This is a genomic window from Listeria aquatica, from assembly GCF_014223975.1.
GTDB classification, from domain to species: domain Bacteria; phylum Bacillota; class Bacilli; order Lactobacillales; family Listeriaceae; genus Listeria; species Listeria aquatica.
In genome coordinates, this window is the sequence record NZ_JAARRM010000001.1 from 630,168 (window position 1) to 649,136 (window position 18,969).

The window sequence follows — 18,969 nt, forward strand, 5'->3', positions numbered from 1 at the left end:
TTATATTGACTTCAATTGAATACTAGTGTAAATTAAAGGAGAAGGTTAGTGTGTTACTAAGGTTTGGAATGGAAAATAAAACAGTTAATTTTTTCTTTTGAAAAGAGAGGTTTGCTCAGTTTGTGAATGAACTGTATTCGATTCAATATGAAAAGACTCCAACTCGTAAATTAACTGTAGCCCGATAAATCAGTGCGATAGAAGGAGGATTCCTCAGGTTTAGCCGCAAAGTGGATGCAATCAGGAAAAATTCTTCTATATTATTATGGATTCTCAATCTTTGTAGTGCATAATCAGGTTTTGCAAAAGAGTGTTTCGGGAATGTGAATGATGGCGCATTCATTTTTTCGATTACGAATTTTTCTAACGAAAGGACGATGTACGTAATGGCTTCTAAAACGAAGAAGGCAATAGTTGATGTGAAAAAGCAATTCGATGCGATTTCCAAGCAATTTGAAATGGTTCAAATTCTAAATGAAAAAGGAGAAGTGGTGAATCCTGATTTAATGCCAGATTTGACTGATGAACAACTGGTGGAACTGATGACACGTATGGTTTGGACTCGTGTTCTTGATCAAAGATCGATCTCGTTAAATCGTCAAGGCCGTTTAGGATTCTATGCACCAACAGCTGGACAAGAAGCTTCTCAACTTGCAAGCCAATATGCGCTTCAAAAAGAAGATTATATTCTTCCCGGCTACCGTGATGTACCACAAATGATTTGGCACGGTTTACCACTAACAAAAGCATTCTTGTTCTCTCGTGGACACTTTGTTGGTAACCAGTTACCAGAAAATCTGCATGTACTTCCTCCTCAAATTATTATTGGGGCACAAATTGTACAAACAGCAGGCGTAGCACTTGGACTTAAAAAACATAAAAAAGATGCAGTGGCAATCACTTATACAGGTGATGGCGGCTCATCACAAGGGGATTTCTATGAAGGCATGAACTTTGCTGGCGCTTTCCACGCTCCTGCCATTTTTGTTGTCCAAAATAATCAATTTGCGATTTCAACACCTCGTGAAAAACAAACAGCTGCTCCAACGCTTGCTCAAAAAGCTGCTGCAACAGGAATTGTGGGTATTCAAGTAGATGGAATGGATCCACTTGCAGTTTATGCAGCAACTAAGTTCGCTCGTGAACGGGGTGTGAGCGGAGAAGGTCCTACTTTAATTGAAACAATGACTTACCGCTATGGTCCACATACACTTTCTGGAGACGATCCAACTCGTTACCGTACGAAGGAACTTGACGGTGAATGGGAACTTAAAGATCCAATCGTTCGTTTCCGTGCTTTCCTTGAAGGAAAAGGCTTATGGAATGAAGAAAAAGAAAACGAAGTGATTGATCGTGCGAAAGAAGAAATCAAACAAGCCATTAAAGAAGCAGACGCGATACCAAAACAAAAAGTAACGGATCTGCTTAAAAATATGTATGAAGTTCCAACAGCCAACGTAAAAGAACAATTGGCAATTTATGAAGCGAAGGAGTCGAAATAATCATGGCGCAAAAAACAATGATTCAAGCGATTACAGATGCGCTTGCAGTTGAACTTAAAAACGATGAAAACGTCTTGGTTTTTGGAGAGGACGTAGGTAAAAACGGTGGGGTATTCCGTGCAACTGAAGGGTTGCAAGATGAATTCGGTGAAGATCGCGTTTTTGATACACCGCTTGCTGAATCAGGAATTGGCGGTTTAGCAATTGGTCTTGCTCTTGAAGGCTTCCGTCCTGTACCTGAAATTCAGTTCTTTGGCTTCGTTTTTGAAGTAATGGATTCCGTAGCTGGTCAAATGGCTCGTCTTCGCTACCGTACTGGTGGAACTCGAAATGCACCGATTACAATTCGTGCACCATTTGGTGGTGGTGTCCATACGCCTGAACTTCACGCTGACAATTTAGAAGGTTTGATGGCGCAATCACCTGGTCTTAAAGTGATCATCCCATCAACTCCTTACGATGCAAAAGGATTACTCATTTCAGCAATTCGTGACAACGATCCAGTCGTGTTCCTTGAACACATGAAACTTTATCGTTCTTTCCGTGAAGAAGTTCCAGAAGGTGAATACACAGTTGAAATCGGAAAAGCTGCTGTTCGCCGTGAGGGAACAGATGTGACGATTATTTCTTACGGGGCAATGGTTCAAGAATCGATCAAAGCAGCTGAAGCACTTGAAAAAGAAGGGGTTTCTGCTGAAGTGATTGATCTTCGTACAATTAGCCCATTAGATACAGATACCATCATTGCTTCTGTTAAGAAAACAAATCGTGTGGTCATGGTTCAAGAAGCTCAAAAACAAGGTGGAGTGGCTGCCAATGTGATTGCTGAAATCAATGACCGCGCTATTCTTTCTCTTGAAGCACCTGTTATGCGTGTAAATGCTCCTGATAGCATTTTCCCATTCTCGCAAGCAGAAACTGTTTGGCTTCCAAACCATAACGATATCATTGAACGAGTGAAAGAAGTTCTAGCATTTTAATTGAAAGAATTGGTCAAAAGGCTTCTTAAAGCCTTTTGACTTTTGGATAAACGACTAAAACAGGAGGCTTAATTAGAATGGCATATTCATTTAAATTACCGGATATTGGTGAAGGTATCCACGAAGGCGAAATCGTTAAATGGTTTGTAAAACCAGGCGATAAAATCGAAGAAGATGAGTCTTTATTCGAAGTGCAAAATGATAAATCGGTCGAAGAAATCACTTCGCCTGTTTCAGGTACGATTAAAGAAATTAAAGTAGCTGAAGGAGAAGTAGCGACTGTTGGACAAGTTCTTGTCACTTTTGATGGAGTAGAAGGTCACGAGAATGACGCTGAAGAACAAGCAGCACCTGCCGAAGCGAAAACAGAAGCTGCTAGTGGCGGCAAAGGAATCTTTGAATTTAAACTTCCAGATATCGGTGAAGGGATTCATGAAGGCGAAATCGTTAAGTGGTTTGTAAAACCTGGCGATCAAGTTGAAGAAGATCAAGCCATTTTTGAAGTACAAAACGATAAATCAGTTGAAGAAATCACATCTCCAGTAGATGGGACGGTTAAAGATATTTTAGTTGACGAAGGAACAGTCGCGACTGTTGGACAAGTTCTTGTCACTTTTCTAGGGGACTTTGAAGGTGCTGAAAGTAGTAGTGCGACCCCTGCAGCTGCAGAAGAAAAAGCAGCGGCGCCCGAAGCTCCAGCTGCTCCAGCTACTGGTGGAAACGGTGTCCCGTCCGTTCAAAAAGATCCAAATGGACTTGTGATTGCAATGCCATCTGTTCGTAAATATGCACGTGAAAAAGGCGTAAATATTCGCGAAGTTGCGGGTTCTGGTAAAAACAACCGTATCTTAAAAGCAGACGTAGATGCTTATCTAAACGGAGAACAACCAGCACAAGCGGCCGCTTCTGCAAGTGAACCAACAAAAGCAGAAGCAACTCCACAAGCAGCGAAAAAACCAGTTCCTGCTGCAGGTGAGGAATTCCCAGAGACACGTGAAAAACTTACACCAACTCGTCGTGCGATTGCAAAAGCAATGACGAATTCGAAACATACAGCGCCGCATGTTACATTAATGGATGAAATTGAAGTTTCAGCCCTTATGGCGCACAGAAAACGTTTCAAAGAAGTGGCGCTTGAAAAAGGTATTAAACTTACTTTCTTGCCATATATTGTAAAAGCGCTTGTAGCAACTTTGAAAGAGTTCCCAGTGCTTAATACAACAATGGATGATGCAACTGAAGAATTGATCTATAAACATTATTACAACATCGGAATTGCAGCTGATACGGATCACGGTTTATATGTGCCGGTTGTAAAACATGCAGACATGAAATCAGTGTTCGCTATTTCTGATGAAATCAACGAATTAGCTGGAAAAGCACGCGATGGAAAACTTACTGCTGATGAAATGAAACATGGTTCAGCAACGATTTCGAACATTGGTTCTGCCGGTGGACAATGGTTCACACCAGTTATCAACTATCCGGAAGTAGCGATCTTAGGAGTAGGACGTATTGCTGAAAAAGCGATTGTTCAAGATGGCGAAATTGTAGCAGCACCAGTCTTAGCGCTTTCTCTAAGCTTTGACCACCGTGTTGTTGACGGTGCAACAGCTCAAAAAGCGATGAACAATATCAAACGTTTACTGAACGACCCAGAATTATTACTAATGGAGGCGTAAAATAATGGTTGTAGGAGATTTTCCAGAAGAAAGAGATACAATAGTTATCGGTGCTGGCCCTGGTGGTTATGTAGCTGCAATTCGTGCTGCACAACTTGGACAAAAAGTAACGATTATTGAAAAAGAATATTACGGTGGCGTATGTTTAAACGTTGGCTGTATTCCTTCAAAAGCATTGATCACAATCGGTCATCGCTTTGAAGAAGCTCGTTTTTCCGAACACATGGGTGTGAAAGCAAAAGAAGTAGACCTTGATTTCACAAAAGCACAAGAGTGGAAAGGCGGCGTTGTTAACAAATTAACAACAGGTGTTAAAGGCCTTCTTAAAAAGAATAAAGTGGAAATGGTGAGCGGGGAAGCATTCTTTGTGGATGAACATTCACTTCGTGTTATTCATGAAGACTCTGCACAAACGTATACCTTTAATAATGTCATTATTGCTACGGGATCTCGTCCAATTGAAATTCCAGGTTTTAAATATGGTAAACGTGTCTTGAATTCAACTGGCGCACTGGCACTTCAAGAAGTTCCTAAAAAACTAGTCGTTATTGGTGGCGGATATATCGGAACTGAACTTGGCGGAGCCTTTGCAAATCTTGGTACAGAACTAACTATTTTAGAAGGTGGCCCAGAAATTCTGCCAACGTATGAAAAAGACATGGTTTCACTTGTAAAACGTAGCTTGAAGAACAAAAACGTTGAAATCGTTACAAAAGCACTTGCTAAATCTGCGGAAGAAACAGAAGATGGCGTGAAAGTGACCTATGAAGCGAATGGTGAAACACACACAATTGATGCTGATTACGTGCTTGTCACTGTTGGTCGTCGTCCGAACACAGATGAAATTGGACTGGAACAACTTGGTGTGAAAGTTTCAGAACGCGGTTTAATTGAAGTGGACAAACAAGGTCGGACAAACATTCCAAATGTATTTGCGATTGGAGATATCGTTCCTGGTGTTCCACTTGCACATAAAGCAAGTTATGAAGCAAAAGTTGCTGCAGAAGCAATTGCTGGCGAAAAAGCGGAAAACGATTATACTGTACTTCCAGCTGTCGTATTTAGTGATCCAGAACTTGCATCTGTTGGTATGACTGAAAAAGAAGCGAAAGAAAAAGGTATCGACGTAAAAGCATCGAAATTCCCACTTGGTGGAAATGGACGTGCCTTGTCACTTGATGCTCCAGAAGGTTTTGTTCGTCTTGTTACACGTAAAGAAGATGGACTTGTTCTTGGCGCTCAAGTAGCCGGAATCAACGCATCCGATATCATTTCTGAAATTGGACTTGCCATTGAAACAGGCGTTACAGCAGAGGATATCGCACTTACGATCCATGCGCATCCATCGCTTGGCGAACTAACAATGGAAGCAGCCGAGTTAGCACTTGGTCGCCCAATTCACATTTAAAGTCAAATACGCTGTTTACATGTTTGTAAACAGCGTATTTTTTTGCTAGAATGAGAGTGCGAAGGAGAAGCACTTATTTCATAAAATCCAATAAGAATCCAGGTGTTAAAAAATGGAGAGACAATTTCATATTCCGCGTTTTTTATTTGCCATCTTGATGATCCTAACAGGCGGTTTATTCGTGCTCACACTGATCAATTTCGGTGTCGGTTTTATTCATGAAATGCATGCGACAGATGGTTGGCGTGCAGTAGTTCGCATTATCATGACGCCATTTACTGATCCCGTCATCGCACTTCCAATTGCTAGTGTTTTCTTGCGTTACAGTATCGTTTTCGTTTTACAATATCTCATGCCCGTTTTGTTTTTTATCGGTCTCCATTTTGCGAGGATCGATTATATGGAACGACATGCAGAAGCGCACAGCTATTAATAACAAGGGGGACTTCAGTTACAGGAAAACTGAAGTTTTTTTATGGCGTGAAGCGCATTTTTTGTAAACGAAAACAGGAACATGCTAAAATAGATCTAAGGAATGAAAGCTAGAAACAGCAAGATTCCCTCCGAAAATGAGGGAAGAAGCTCGTTTTAAAAAGACTGCTTTCGGATTTTAGAAGTCTTCCGAGAGGAATGAAAAAAATGAATTATAGCTACCCATTAAATATGGACTGGTCGAAAGAAGAAATTGTTACTGTAATTCGATATTTTGAGTCGATTGAAAAAGCGTATGAGTCAGGGATTGACGTACAGGAACTAAAAAAACGCTATCGCGATTATAAGCAAGTTGTGCCTTCCATTGGAGAAGAAAAACAGCTTGGAAAAGAATTTGAAGCGGTAAGCGGCTATTCGCCTTATCAAGTTATGAAACTCGTAAAAAATACAACGACTAGTACAATCAAGATGCGACCTTAATAAAAAGAGGAGGAATTTGAAATGGATATCAGTCAAATTAAAGCAGCAGAAGTAAAACCAGAAGTAGGCATTCATCTTACAAGAAGTGAGAATGCCAAAGTGAAAGTCATGTCCTTTATTAATTTGCGTTGCCCGTATTGCAAAAAATGGCATGAGGAATCACGAGATGTCTTGTCGAGGTTTATCGAAGAAGGCAAAATAGAGCTGATCATCAAACTGTTTGATAAAGAAAAAGAATCCTTACAACGTGGTAATGTAACCCATCGCTATTTAAATTATGATGCGCCGTTTGAATCGCTACAAGCGATAGATAAGATTTTCGAAACACAAGAAGAGTGGGGAAGCTTGTCACTGGATGAAGTTGCGCAATATATGGAAACAAAACTAGGCCTGAGCGAACAAAACAACCAAGAAGCAACAAAAGCCATTATTGAAGAAGCAGGACGTGCAAACGTGACGCTTGTGCCAACTGTTGTTGTAGGTGAGCATATTTTTGATGAACATATCACACCAGATGAACTCACTGCACTTCTTAATGAAGAATTTGGTAAATAAAAAAAGCTGTGTGCGCGTAAAAATCGTGCATACAGCTTTTTTTATTTGGCTTTTAAAAGAACTTGCGGCGCCAAAAAACGAAGGCAAGCGTACCGGCGATACCGAAAGAAATGCCGAGAGTTAAAACCCAAGCAAGAGGCATGTGCATAAACGGTAAATCTACGTTCATCCCGTAAAAGCTAAATACCATCGTAGGAATCGTTAAAATAATAGTGAAAGAAGTTAAGAACTTCATCACAATATTCATGTTGTTAGAAATAATCGAAGCGTAAGCATCCATCATTCCGCTTAAGATATTGGAATGAACTTCTGCCATTTCAATTCCTTGTCGATTTTCGATGATTACATCTTCCAGCAAGTCCTGATCTTCTTCGTACATTTTGACAATGTTTTGACGCATCATTTTATCAAGCACAAGCTTGTTTGACTTTAAGGCAGTGACAAAATAAACTAAACTTTTCTCGATTCCCATGAGGTCATAAAGTTGTTTATTTTTCATGGATTCGTGCAGTTCTTTTTCAATTTCATCCGTTTGACGATTCAAGCGTTTCAAGTGACGCAAGAATTGCGTTGAAATTAAATACAAAATCTGCAAAGCAAAACGTGTTTTCATGTGCGTATAAAAGCCTTTGATTCGGCGTTTAACAAAAGACTGAATGATGGAACTATCAATTGTACAAATGGTAATAAAATAATCTTTTGTCAAAATAATTCCCATCGGAACCGTTTCAAACGAAGCATAATGGATATCATCTTCATCCGCAACTGGAAAGTCACAAATGATTAAAACAGAATCCGTGTCATCATCCCGTTCAATCCGGGCGCTTTCATCTTTATCGAGTGAGTCTTCCAAGAATTCGAGTGGAATTTTATATTCTTCTGCAACTTGATTAATTTCTTCTGATGTTGGGGCTACAATATTCACCCAAGCATTGCGTTCAGGCATTTCTAGCTCTTCAAGTTTCCCGTCCGCATTTGATTTGAAAATTTGGTGCATCGCTAAAACCTCCTCAATCTTTTCATTTAAGCAGGTACATCGCACCTCGGAGATAACCTAAGGCAAAATGGACCAGCTTCTTTAAACTTCGATGCGGATCTGGTTCACTCGGTTTTCGGTTCATTTTTTCCATTAGATTATTCACTCCCTTTCGTATTCAACTCTACCATTATAACGGCTTTAAGCCTATTTGTACATGGTTATTTTATGGCAAGTCGGTAGAGCGGTAAAAGCTGATCAAAAATGGTTTCTACTTCCAGTAAAAAGCTGTCGAGGGATTGCAAAATGGGGTCGTTTTCTTGGTAAACTTTACCAACAAGAAATTCTCCTTTTTTTACATCACGAAATCGGACAAGCGTGTCTTCGAGTGATTTTTCTTGAAGTGGAAAATAATCAGGGATGGTGTGATCTTTTGAAAGGCTATAGTTGTTTGCTGATAGCTTTTTGAACAATTTTTCTTGCTTTAAAAAACGTTCTGCAATTTTTTGACGTTCTTTGTTTTCATAAATAAAAGCGAGCCAGACAAAAACATGATCCTCGAATAGTCCTACCTGAAAGTGAGGGTGTTTTTTGTAGCCGCGCTTATCATTAGCGATGGCAAGCCAAGTGCTTTCTGGTGGATTTACAGAGCGGCGTGCGTGTTTTGCGATATGTAGAAACATCTCGGTTCCAAGCTCTAGACTAAGAAATGAAGTAAGTGTTTCTCCGAGTTGTTGAAATTTTGGCTGGATTTCTGTTTGGATGGCCTCCATCCGTGCGTCAAGCCCAGGTTGTTTCATCGCTTTAAAATCCTTTTTTGAAAAAGCTTCGGTCATTTTTAATTCCTCCCAGTTTGAAATCGTGCTCACCCTTCCATTATATAAAAGATCAACTGGCAAGGAAAGCAACTGGCTTTCTTCACAAGTAGAGATGTGCTGTGCTAAAATAAGGATAACAAATTGAAGGAGCGGGATCATGTGAATAAGCAAAAAATAGTGGAAGAGGCAAAAGAAATGATGAAAGTTTTTCTCACGGAGGCTAAACAATATATAGAAGCTTCGTTTGAAAAAGAGCTACGGATTGAAACGAAATCTAGCCGAAATGATTTGGTGACAGAGGTCGATCAATATATAGAAGCACTTTTTACACGTTATTTAAAGCAATATTTCCCGTCGCACCGAATCTTTGGCGAGGAAAACGCTGAACATAAAGTGGAGTCACTTGAAGGTGCCGTTTGGATTATTGACCCAATCGATGGGACGCTCAATTTTGTGGAACAAAAGCGTGATTTTGCGATTTCTATAGCTTTATATATGGATGGAATTGGCGAATACGGAATTGTTTACGACGTTGAAAAAGATGATTTGTATGTGGGAGAAAAAGGAAAGGGAGCGACCTTAAATGGACGTGAAATCCGAAGAGTAAGCGATAGGCGCGGTGTGGCAGATAGCCTTCTTATTGCAAACTTAAGCGCGGTGAACCTCTATCCAAAATTAAAAGAGGCAATCCGAGTTTCTCGCGGTTTACGTCTTTACGGAGCTGCGTCACTTGAATTTATGGCAGTTGCGACAGGGCGCGCCGGTGCTTATCTTGCAGCGAATCTCGCGCCATGGGATGTTGCAGCTTCAAAAATTATTGCTGAAGAACTTGGATGTATCGTTTCAAGGCTTTCTGGAGAAGAAATTGATATGCTTGAAAAAGGAACTTCAGTTGTTGCCCTTCCAAAGGTGTACCAAGAACTTCAAAATTTATATCTAAAGAAATGAAAAAATTGCTTTTCTGAAAACAAATGTGTGTTTTCTTTCATCAAGTTGTGTTATAATTGGTGAGTTGAATTTAACGGATCGATCGGCTGCAAGAGGAAAATAATTGTTATTTTCCTCTTTATTTAGGCTCTAATGCGGTTTTGATCTTGACAATAGAAGTTTTAGGATCAGCTTTTCGTTTGAAAACGACTGAAAGCCTATTTTTAGGAGGAAACTAGAAAGTGAAATTAAGAGAAGATATTCGTAATATTGCAATCATTGCGCACGTTGACCATGGTAAAACAACGCTTGTGGATGAATTGTTGAAACAGTCTGGAACATTCCGTTCCAATGAACATGTGGATGAGCGTGCGATGGACAGCAATGACCTTGAAAGAGAACGCGGCATCACAATTTTAGCGAAAAATACAGCAATTGATTATGAAGGTGTACGTGTAAATATCATGGATACACCTGGACACGCCGACTTTGGTGGAGAAGTAGAACGAATCATGAAAATGGTTGATGGGGTTTTGCTTGTCGTAGATGCTTATGAAGGAACAATGCCGCAAACGCGTTTTGTACTAAAAAAAGCGCTAGAGCAAAATTTAACACCTATTGTTGTCGTGAATAAAATTGATCGTGACTTTGCTCGTCCAGAGGAAGTTGTCGATGAAGTATTGGAACTTTTCATTGAGCTTGGAGCTAATGATGACCAGCTTGAATTCCCGGTGATTTATGCTTCTGCAATTAATGGAACTTCAAGCATGGATTCTGATCCAGCAAATCAAGAAGCTACCATGAAACCTTTACTGGATACGATCATTGAGCATATTCCAGCGCCAGTTGATAATAGCGATGAGCCGTTACAATTCCAAGTATCACTTCTTGATTATAATGATTATGTGGGTCGTATCGGAATTGGCCGTATTTTCCGCGGAACAATGCATGTAGGACAAACGGTTGCACTTATGAAATTAGATGGCTCGGTCAAACAATTCCGGGTAACGAAAATGTTTGGTTTCTTCGGCTTGAAACGAGTTGAAATTGAAGAAGCAAAAGCAGGTGATTTGGTGGCTCTTTCTGGAATGGAAGACATCTTCGTTGGTGAAACGGTAACGCCGTTTGACCATCAAGATAAACTCCCAGTACTCCGGATTGATGAACCAACGCTACAAATGACATTTGTAACGAATAACAGTCCATTTGCTGGACGTGAAGGGAAGCACGTGACAAGTCGTAAAATTGAAGAACGTTTGATGGCTGAGCTTCAAACGGATGTATCGCTACGTGTGGAACCAACGAATTCTCCAGATGCTTGGACAGTTTCTGGACGCGGTGAGTTGCATTTGTCGATTTTAATTGAAACGATGCGTCGTGAAGGGTATGAACTTCAAGTTTCAAAACCAGAAGTGATCATTCGTGAAATCGATGGTGTGAAATCAGAGCCCGTTGAAGATGTACAAATTGATACACCAGAAGAATTTATGGGAGCTGTCATTGAATCTATCAGTCAACGTAAAGGTGAAATGCAAAACATGATTAATGATGGAAATGGGCAAGTGCGTCTCCAATTTAAAGTGCCTGCACGTGGACTGATTGGTTATACGACGGATTTCCTATCCATGACACGTGGATACGGAATCGTTAACCATACGTTCCTTGATTATGAACCAATGCAAACAGGGCGCGTTGGTGGACGCCGTAATGGAGCTCTTGTTTCAATGGAAACTGGAAAGACAACCACTTACGGAATCATGCAAGTCGAAGACCGTGGAACAATTTTTGTAGAGCCGGGAACAGAAATCTATGAAGGTATGATCGTTGGTGAAAATAGCCGTGAAAATGATATCGCGGTTAACATTACAAAAGCGAAACAAATGACCAATGTTCGTTCGGCGACGAAAGATCAAACGAATGTGATCAAGCGCCCACGCCATTTGTCCCTTGAAGAATCGCTTGAATTCTTGAATGATGATGAGTATTGTGAAATAACACCTGAAAATGTTCGCTTACGTAAAAAGATTTTGAACAAGAATGAACGTGAAAAAGCAGCAAAACGTAGAAAAAGCGCAGAATGATTGATAAAGACGATATAGCCTTCGAGCTGTATCGTCTTTATTTGTATCAAAATCTGGTTTTTGGTATATTGAATGTATAAAAAAATAAGTTGATAAGGAGTAACCGAGAAAGGGGATTTTTTTAGGCTTGTTTTTTAAAAGAAATGTTTGTAACATAATTGTAATGTTGGGAGATTTCTGTTATAGTAAAAGTATCAGGAAGGAGTGTGTACGATGAAAAAGTGGTTAAGTGCCATGATGATTTTGATGGTAGCCCTTTTTGTTGTAGCTTGTGGTTCCGATAAATCTGCTGACAAAGAGAAAAAAGAAGAGAGTAAACAGGAACAAAAAGCCGAGAAAAAGGACAAGAAACCAAAGGAAAAAAGTGACGAGAAAGAGTCAAGTACAGCTAAATCTAATGAGGAAAAAGCTAATGATTCTTCGTCTGAGAGTAAAGATACAACAACGAAAGAGGATACGAATAAATCGGAACCATCAACAAATAAAAATGAATCTAAGAGCAGTAAACAAACTCCAGCCAAACAAACGATCGCGGCTCCTCAGATTTCAAAAAGTGCTTTTATGGTGTCGAATGTAGAGCCAATCACAGGAGGTAAGGTGACAACAGTTTATGGCAGTTATTCACCAACTTTTATCAAAGATTTTGGTTCGCTGACAATTCGTGTGAATCAATATAAGGTGGAAAAAGTAGAAAAACCAACGAAGAAAATCGACCAGTATTCTCCAGAAAGTTCGATTCAAAATGGCGGTTATGTAGTGACGATTGATTTTTCCATCTTTAACCAAACAAATGAGAATTTGACCTATAAGCCTGAACAAATCAGTTTAGCTGGGAATTCTTCTGTTACAGGAGGAAGCTTAGATAACTTTGTACCTGCTAAATACAAAATTAAAGGTAGCACAAGCGATCCTTACGTATTTGCTCCAGGGAAAACGGCTGAAGGCTTTGTCACTTATATTTTAGATGATGCTAAATTTGAAGATTTGAAATCCAATCCTCGTCTAGCAGTTCCAAATCCGAGCAAAATGGATAACAAAGCTGTAAAAGGCGACGATGAAATTGCAACTTTTAAAGTTCAATAATAAAAAGCTTGGAATCGAAGGAATTTACAAGAAACAATTATTCTTGTAATTCATCACTTCGTTCCAAGCTTTTTTTATTCTGCGTTTTCTTTTTCCCTAGCTTCAACTTCACGTTTTAACTGGCTGAATGGTTTGGTAAATGATTTATTGAATCGGAATTTTCCAGAATTAATGCGCTCCATTGTTTTTATGGCAATACGGTGGTCACACTCAGGACATAGATATAACCGAATGGGTTTATTTCTCAATCGCTTTGTTTTGAAATCGCGATCATCTAGTTCATTGACAGTTCCACATAAAATACAAGTTGCTTTCATTCTTATCACCTCGATGTTTTTATTATAACATGTTTTGAAAATCAAGGAAAAGGATGATTTTATGAATAGAAAGCATTTGCAGACTGTTTTTTTTATGCTATACTTTTAGGTATAGAAAGAGTAGATTAAGCGTTTATCGCGTACGACAGGGGGTCATCTGTGATGGATCAAACGGATCATCGGAATCAGGCGGTGGAGTTACTAAAAGAAGATGCGAAGCGAATACTACAGCTCATTAAAGTTCAGATGGATAACTTAACATTGCCGCAGTGCCCAGCGTATGAAGAAGTATTGGATACGCAAATGTACGGTTTGTCACGGGAAATTAATTTTGCTATTCGTTTAGGACTTCTTGAAGCTGAAGAAGGCAAGAAACTTTTAGCAACGCTTGAAAAAGAGTTATCAACTTTGCATGAGCTCTCGATGAATAAACAATAACCAAAAAAGGGTCTGCGTTTTTTGCGGACGCTTTTTTATTATTAAAATTCTTTGCTTTTGAGAGGCGATTACTTTTCACGAGGCATTTTTTTCATTATAATAGAAAAAATGGGCTTTCGAGGAACAACTAGGATTGGAAGAGGGATATGTTAAAAAGAATTTTAAAGTCATATGACTATTCACTAATTGTTGTCTATATTTTACTTTGTTTGTTCGGTCTAGTTATGGTTTATAGTGCAAGCTGGTCGCTTGCCTATCGTCATGAATTACCGGCTGATTTTTATTATGTTCGTCAGGTGAAAAACTTGTGTATTAGCCTCGTCTTTTTCATTGGATTTGCTCTTTTTCCGTATCATGTTTTTCAAAAAAATAAGTTTTTGATTCCAATGATGTTTGGTTCGGTACTACTGTTACTGATGATCTTTTTTGTTGGACATGCCGCAAATAATGCGCAAAGCTGGTTTCGTCTAGGAGCTGCTTCTCTTCAACCAGGGGAGTTTGTAAAAATTTCCGTTATCATTTATTTGGCTGCTATCTATGCGAAAAAGCAAAGTTACATAGATGATTTTAACAGAGGGGTATTACCTCCTGTGTTTTTCCTAGCTTTTGTTTGCTTTTTAATTGCGATACAGCCTGATCTTGGTACAGCAATGATTATTTTTCTTACGGGTTGTTGTATTATTTTGTGTTCAGGCATGCGTCTTAAAAGCATGCTAAAACTTATCGGGCTTGGTATTGGAATTTTAGTTGTGCTCACGCTTATTGTTTTGCTTTTACCGGATCATATCCAGTCCCAAATCATTTCACCGACGCGTCTCGGACGATTTACTGGCTTTATGAATCCGTTTCGTGACCAAGGAACGACCGGGCATCAATTAGTTAACTCTTACTATGCGATCGGTTCTGGTGGCTTTTTCGGCCAAGGACTTGGGCAAAGCGTACAAAAGTTAGGCTATTTGCCTGAAGCTCATACAGATTTTATTATTGCTGTAATCTCAGAAGAATTAGGTGTTTTCGGAGTGCTTTTTGTGCTCTTTGGACTGTTTTTTATCATCTTTAAAACGATCGTGACAGGACTTCGTACGGACAATCCATTTGGCTCTTTGATTTGTTATGGGACCGCTGGATTAATTGGTATTCAAGCGTTTATCAACTTAGGCGGAGCATCTGGCACCATTCCGATTACAGGGGTGACACTTCCTTTTATTAGTTACGGAGGTTCGTCTCTCATGGTGCTTTCGATTTTGATGGGTATTGTGCTTAATATTGGGATGTTCTCCAACTATAAACGAAAATATGGCAAACAAGAATAGCGAAAGAAAACACTTTGCTTGGAAAAAGTGTTTTCTTTTTTTTACGAATATTTAGTGGGTGGACAAACGAAAATGTATGTGTTTTTTTGAATAGTTTTTCAATGTCAGGAGAAAACAATTTACTTTTGGTATCATTTAATACTATAATTAGGGGTATATCTTGCATCCTATTGCTGACGTTTTTCCAGAGAACGAAATAAGCAGAAGATACACAAAATTAAAAAAGCAAAGCCGTTTAAACCTCTTTCGAGTGTTTTGGCTGATACGCTTAAAAAGGCGGAGTGTTGGTTAGGAGGAAAATTATGAATCAAATTAAAAAAGTGCTTGTTGCAAACCGCGGTGAGATTGCGATTCGGGTATTGCGTGCCTGCACTGAACTCAAAATCAAGACGGTAGCAATTTACTCACAAGAAGATACTGCAGCTTTCCACAGATATAAAGCGGATGAAGCTTATTTAGTTGGGGAAGGGAAAAAACCGATTGATGCTTATTTGGATATTGAAAATATAATTGAGATTGCCAAAGAAGCTTCCGTTGACGCCATTCATCCTGGATATGGATTCCTTTCGGAGAATATTGAATTTGCAAAGCGATGTGAAGAAGAGGGCATCATTTTTGTTGGCCCAAAATCGAAACACTTAGATATGTTCGGCGATAAAATTAAAGCCAAAGAACAAGCGCTTTTAGCAGGGATTCCAGTTATTCCAGGTAGTGATGGACCAGTTTCTGGAATTGAAGAAGTTATTCAATTTGGGAAAGAGAATGGTTATCCTCTTATGATTAAAGCTTCTCTTGGCGGTGGCGGACGTGGAATGCGTGTTGTTGAAGCTGAAGAAAATGTGGAAGAAGCTTTTAACCGAGCTGCCTCAGAAGCAAAAGCTGCTTTTGGGAACGATGAAGTTTATGTGGAAAAATGTGTGATGAATCCGAAGCATATTGAAGTGCAAATTTTAGGAGATTCACATGGCAACATTGTCCACTTGTTTGAACGGGATTGTTCTGTTCAGCGTCGCCATCAAAAAGTAGTGGAAGTGGCACCATGTAATGCTATTACAACGGAACTTCGCAGCAGAATTTGTGATGCTGCTGTTAAATTAATGAAAAATGTTTCTTACTTAAATGCCGGTACGGTTGAATTTCTTGTTGAAGGAGAAGATTTCTATTTCATTGAAGTGAATCCACGTGTTCAAGTTGAACACACGATTACAGAAATGATCACAGGAATTGATATTGTACAAAGTCAGCTTTATATTGCTGATGGCTACTCAATGCACGACCAACTTGTTGCAATTCCAAAACAAGAAGAAATCCGGATCAATGGTTCGGCGATTCAGTGCCGGATCACAACGGAAGATCCACTTAATAATTTTATGCCAGATACAGGGAGAATCAATACTTATCGCTCAACTGGTGGATTCGGTGTGCGTCTAGATGCTGGAAATGGTTTCCAAGGAACAGTTGTTACGCCATTTTATGATTCGCTCCTTGTTAAGCTTTCTACTTGGGGAATGACTTTTGAACAATCTGTTCGTAAAATGGTGCGGAATCTTATTGAGTTTCGAATTCGTGGCGTGAAAACGAATGTGCCGTTCTTATTAAACGTAGTTCGCCATCCTGACTTTATCAGTGGAAACTACAATACATCATTTATTGACTCAACGCCTGAACTTTTTAAATTCCCACATGTACGGGACCGGGGAACGAAAACGTTGCGCTACATTAGTAACGTAACTGTAAATGGGTTTCCAGGGATTAAGCAAGAAGAAAAGCCGGTTTCTAATGAACCACGCGTGCCGAAAATTCCATATGATGAGCCGATTCCAAATGGGACGAAACAAATTCTGGATGAAAAGGGACCACTTGGTGTGGCAGATTGGGTTAAACAGCAAAATGAAGTGTTACTGACAGATACAACACTCCGGGATGCTCATCAGTCCTTGCTTGCAACGCGGGTGCGTTCGAAGGATATTTTCCGAATTGCCGATGCGATGGCACACTTGCTTCCAAATATGTTTTCATTTGAAATGTGGGGTGGGGCGACATTTGATGTTGCTTATCGTTTCTTAAATGAAGATCCATGGGTTCGACTTGAAACCCTTCGGAAACAAATTCCAAATGTTATGTTCCAGATGCTTCTTCGCGGGGCCAATGCAGTGGGTTACAAAAACTACCCAGATAATGTGATTCGCGAATTCGTGAAGCTTTCAGCAGATTCTGGTATCGATGTTTTCCGTGTGTTTGATAGCTTAAACTGGATTAAAGGCATGGAAGTGTCCATTGAAGCAGTTCGTGACTCAGGCAAAATGGTGGAAGCAGCGATTTGCTATACAGGTGATATTGATGACGAAACTCGGACGAAATACACCATTGATTATTATAAAAACATGGCGAAAGAATTAGTGGCGCAAGGAACACATATTCTTGGGATTAAGGATATGGCCGGATTACTCAAGCCTCAGGCAGCCTATCGCTTAATTAATGAACTGAAAGATACTGTCGATGTGCCTATCCATTTGCATACCCATGATACAAGCGGAAATGGTATTTACACATATGCAGCTGCTGTTAGTGCGGGTGTGGATATCGTTGATGTGGCGTCCAGTGCGATGAGCGGGGCAACGAGTCAACCAAGCATGACCGGACTTTACTACGGGCTTCAAAACGGAAAACGTCAGACAAATTTAGATGCACATAACTCGCAGATCATTAATCACTACTGGGAAGATGTTCGGAAATATTACAAGGATTTTGATAATGCTCTTAATTCACCGCAAACAGAAGTTTATATTCATGAAATGCCAGGCGGACAATATACCAACTTGCAGCAACAAGCAAAAGCAGTGGGTCTTGGTGATCGTTGGGATGAAGTGAAACAAATGTATACGACTGTTAACCAAATGTTTGGGGACATTGTCAAAGTGACACCTTCTTCCAAAGTAGTTGGAGATATGGCGCTCTTCATGGTTCAAAATGATTTGACTGAAGAATTGGTTTACGAAAAAGGTGAGTCGCTTGACTTCCCTGATTCTGTCATCGAATTTTTCAAAGGTGAAATTGGACAGCCGTATGGTGGTTTCCCAGAAAAACTCCAAAAAATTATTTTAAAAGGACAAAAACCGCTAAGTGATCGCCCAGGAGCTAATATGGACCCTGTTGACTTTGTGGCAGTGAAGAAAGAATTACAGGAGAAGATTGGCTACGAGCCTTCTGAGAAAGACGTTCTTGCATATATTCTTTATCCAAAAGTATTCCTTGACTATCAAGAAATGATTAACAAGTATGGGGATGTTACGGTGCTTGATACACCTACTTTCTACAAAGGAATGCGACTTGGAGAAACAACGCAAGTAGAGCTTGAAAAAGGAAAAATTTTACTAATCAAGCTGAATTCCATCGGAGAACCGATTGCGGACGGAACGCGTGTGATCTACTTTGAATTAAATGGACAACCGCGTGAAATTAATATCCAAGATTTCAACGTTCAATCGACTGTGATCGCAAGACGTAAGATTGATTCAACGAACCCAGAACATGTTGGGGCAACTCTTACTGGATCTGTCATTCAAGTAGTGGCGAAGAAAGGTCAACGTGTGAAAAAAGGCGATTCTCTTCTGATTACAGAAGCAATGAAGATGGAAACAACGATTCAAGCGCCGTTCGACGGAGAAGTTAATACGATTTATGTTTCTGACGGAGATACGATCGAATCAGGCGATCTATTGATGGAAGTAAGCCGAATTTAAATGAGTGACACAGGCAGGTGCGAGGGGGTTCCTCGCACCTGTTTTTTTAGTTGAAAGTTTGGAATAACGCTTTACAAAATCGTGTTTTTAGGGTAACTTTACATAGGGTAGTGTTTCAAATGAAAAAGCACTACCCAAAATCTTGTAACTTGCACGAAATGGAAGAATTGACATACGTCATGAAGTAAGCAAAAGCATCGGAAACGGGTAAGTTCAGTTAAGGAGAGATGCTTA

The 18,969-nt window shown here is 39.7% G+C and carries 16 protein-coding genes; 13 read left to right on the forward strand and 3 right to left on the reverse strand.

Annotated features, from left to right (window positions below; translation table 11 throughout):
- Positions 1 to 386: 386 nt before the first annotated feature.
- From pdhA to HB912_RS03225, 7 genes are all read left to right on the forward strand, one after another.
- Positions 387 to 1,502, forward strand: a complete 1,116-nt coding sequence (gene pdhA, locus HB912_RS03195) for a pyruvate dehydrogenase (acetyl-transferring) E1 component subunit alpha (RefSeq protein ID WP_036072150.1) — start codon at positions 387 to 389, stop codon at positions 1,500 to 1,502.
- 2 nt (positions 1,503 to 1,504) lie between these two features.
- Complete coding sequence (locus HB912_RS03200) at positions 1,505 to 2,482, forward strand: alpha-ketoacid dehydrogenase subunit beta (RefSeq protein ID WP_185372175.1); 978 nt, start codon at positions 1,505 to 1,507, stop codon at positions 2,480 to 2,482.
- A 77-nt stretch (positions 2,483 to 2,559) separates the two neighbouring features.
- On the forward strand, positions 2,560 to 4,164 hold the full coding sequence (locus tag HB912_RS03205) for a dihydrolipoyllysine-residue acetyltransferase (protein WP_185372176.1): 1,605 nt from the start codon (positions 2,560 to 2,562) through the stop codon (positions 4,162 to 4,164).
- Positions 4,165 to 4,168: 4 nt separating this feature from the next.
- On the forward strand, positions 4,169 to 5,572 hold the full coding sequence (gene lpdA / locus HB912_RS03210) for a dihydrolipoyl dehydrogenase (protein WP_185372177.1): 1,404 nt from the start codon (positions 4,169 to 4,171) through the stop codon (positions 5,570 to 5,572).
- 112 nt (positions 5,573 to 5,684) lie between these two features.
- Positions 5,685 to 6,005: a hypothetical protein gene (locus HB912_RS03215; protein WP_185372178.1), complete on the forward strand. Its 321-nt coding sequence runs from the start codon at positions 5,685 to 5,687 to the stop codon at positions 6,003 to 6,005.
- Between the two features lie 206 nt (positions 6,006 to 6,211).
- Entirely contained in the window at positions 6,212 to 6,484 is a 273-nt protein-coding gene (locus HB912_RS03220; RefSeq protein WP_185372179.1) for a UPF0223 family protein, read from the forward strand.
- A 21-nt stretch (positions 6,485 to 6,505) separates the two neighbouring features.
- A complete protein-coding gene (locus HB912_RS03225; RefSeq protein WP_185372180.1) occupies positions 6,506 to 7,039 on the forward strand; it encodes a DsbA family protein in 534 nt (177 codons plus the stop codon).
- A gap of 52 nt (positions 7,040 to 7,091) precedes the next feature.
- On the opposite strand, the gene HB912_RS03230 is transcribed toward HB912_RS03225, so the two are convergent.
- Complete coding sequence (locus HB912_RS03230; protein WP_185372181.1) at positions 7,092 to 8,036, reverse strand: magnesium transporter CorA family protein; 945 nt, start codon at positions 8,034 to 8,036, stop codon at positions 7,092 to 7,094.
- 200 nt (positions 8,037 to 8,236) lie between these two features.
- Positions 8,237 to 8,851, reverse strand: coding sequence for a YktB family protein (locus HB912_RS03235; protein WP_185372182.1), 615 nt, complete (start codon positions 8,849 to 8,851; stop codon positions 8,237 to 8,239).
- Positions 8,852 to 9,028: 177 nt separating this feature from the next.
- Between HB912_RS03235 and HB912_RS03240 the strand changes: the two genes are divergently transcribed.
- The 3 genes from HB912_RS03240 to HB912_RS03250 all read left to right on the forward strand — a co-directional run bounded on the left by HB912_RS03240 (position 9,029) and on the right by HB912_RS03250 (position 12,924).
- The gene (locus HB912_RS03240; RefSeq protein WP_185372853.1) at positions 9,029 to 9,781 is read left to right on the forward strand and encodes an inositol monophosphatase family protein; all 753 of its coding nucleotides are present in this window, start codon (positions 9,029 to 9,031) and stop codon (positions 9,779 to 9,781) included.
- 221 nt (positions 9,782 to 10,002) lie between these two features.
- The gene (typA, locus tag HB912_RS03245; protein ID WP_185372183.1) at positions 10,003 to 11,841 is read left to right on the forward strand and encodes a translational GTPase TypA; all 1,839 of its coding nucleotides are present in this window, start codon (positions 10,003 to 10,005) and stop codon (positions 11,839 to 11,841) included.
- 213 nt (positions 11,842 to 12,054) lie between these two features.
- Positions 12,055 to 12,924, forward strand: a complete 870-nt coding sequence (locus HB912_RS03250) for a DUF5068 domain-containing protein (RefSeq protein WP_185372184.1) — start codon at positions 12,055 to 12,057, stop codon at positions 12,922 to 12,924.
- 74 nt (positions 12,925 to 12,998) lie between these two features.
- Here HB912_RS03250 and HB912_RS03255 read toward each other — a convergent pair whose 3' ends face one another.
- Positions 12,999 to 13,241: a YlaI family protein gene (locus tag HB912_RS03255; protein WP_036071609.1), complete on the reverse strand. Its 243-nt coding sequence runs from the start codon at positions 13,239 to 13,241 to the stop codon at positions 12,999 to 13,001.
- 162 nt (positions 13,242 to 13,403) lie between these two features.
- On the opposite strand from HB912_RS03255, the gene HB912_RS03260 reads away from it, so the two are divergent.
- From HB912_RS03260 to pyc, 3 genes are all read left to right on the forward strand, one after another.
- On the forward strand, positions 13,404 to 13,679 hold the full coding sequence (locus tag HB912_RS03260; RefSeq protein ID WP_036072738.1) for an Fpa/YlaN family protein: 276 nt from the start codon (positions 13,404 to 13,406) through the stop codon (positions 13,677 to 13,679).
- 146 nt (positions 13,680 to 13,825) lie between these two features.
- Positions 13,826 to 14,992: an FtsW/RodA/SpoVE family cell cycle protein gene (locus tag HB912_RS03265; protein WP_185372185.1), complete on the forward strand. Its 1,167-nt coding sequence runs from the start codon at positions 13,826 to 13,828 to the stop codon at positions 14,990 to 14,992.
- Between the two features lie 302 nt (positions 14,993 to 15,294).
- Positions 15,295 to 18,735: a pyruvate carboxylase gene (pyc, locus tag HB912_RS03270; protein WP_185372186.1), complete on the forward strand. Its 3,441-nt coding sequence runs from the start codon at positions 15,295 to 15,297 to the stop codon at positions 18,733 to 18,735.
- The last annotated feature ends 234 nt before the right edge of the window (positions 18,736 to 18,969 follow it).